The sequence below is a fragment of the Pseudomonas sp. Sample_23 genome (genome assembly GCF_004307595.1).
Classification (GTDB): domain Bacteria; phylum Pseudomonadota; class Gammaproteobacteria; order Pseudomonadales; family Pseudomonadaceae; genus Aquipseudomonas; species Aquipseudomonas atacamensis.
On sequence record NZ_RCNX01000061.1, the window covers coordinates 1 to 662 of the forward strand.

1 protein-coding gene and 1 pseudogene are annotated in these 662 nt (G+C 58.3%); both read left to right on the top strand.

What is annotated here, in order from left to right:
- A pseudogene (locus tag D8U82_RS16255) lies at window positions 1-98 on the top strand (alpha/beta hydrolase); the annotation flags it as partial.
- Entirely contained in the window at window positions 95-424 is a 330-nt protein-coding gene (locus D8U82_RS16260; protein ID WP_125927847.1) for a hypothetical protein, read from the top strand. The pseudogene D8U82_RS16255 and the gene D8U82_RS16260, both read left to right, overlap by 4 nt.
- Window positions 425-662: the final 238 nt, after the last annotated feature.

Consider the following 662-nt stretch of genomic DNA (forward strand, 5'->3'; position numbering starts at 1 on the left):
ATCTCGACGACCCCGAACACTTCGACGGCCTGCGCCGCCTCGGCGAAATCCCCAATTATCCGCCGCCCCCGAATTCCGAAGATGAGACCCCGCAATGAGTGAAGAACGTAATGCCATCCCGCTGATCATCACCGGTATCTGCAGCATCCTCGGCACCGTCGGGGCGCTGTGGTACTACGGCTACCTGCACTTCGCCAAGCCGGAGGATGCGTTGCTGCTCAGCGAATTCACCATGCTCAAGACCGTGCCGGGCGAGGACTACAAAGTCTCGCTGACACCTGCGCCGCAAGTGGCGCAGTGCATTGATGGCGTGCTGGTGCTGTTCGATACCGAACAGAAAGGCCTGACCGGGGTGTTGATCAACGCGCAGAAAAAAGCTGTGCGGTGTATGGGCGAAGATACTCCGCAGAAACTCGAGAAGTGATTCTGCAGGTTCAGCCCTCACCCTAACCCTCTCCCAGAGGGAGAGGGGACTGACCGAGGTGTTTGTTTAAGCTACGTCGACCTGATCCATTGCGCCGAACACAAGTTTTGAAAGCGGCACAAATCGGCTCCCTCTCCCTCGGGAGAGGGCTGGGGTGAGGGGCTACGATGTCTGATCCCACAAAAAAAGCCCCGCCTGATCAAGTCAGGCGGGGCTTTTGCGTTACCGGGTGAAGCTT

Coding starts and splice junctions, on each gene's coding strand:
- D8U82_RS16260 (WP_125927847.1), top strand. CDS start 95: ATGAGTGAAGAACGTAATGCCATCCCGCTGATCATCACCGGTATCTGC.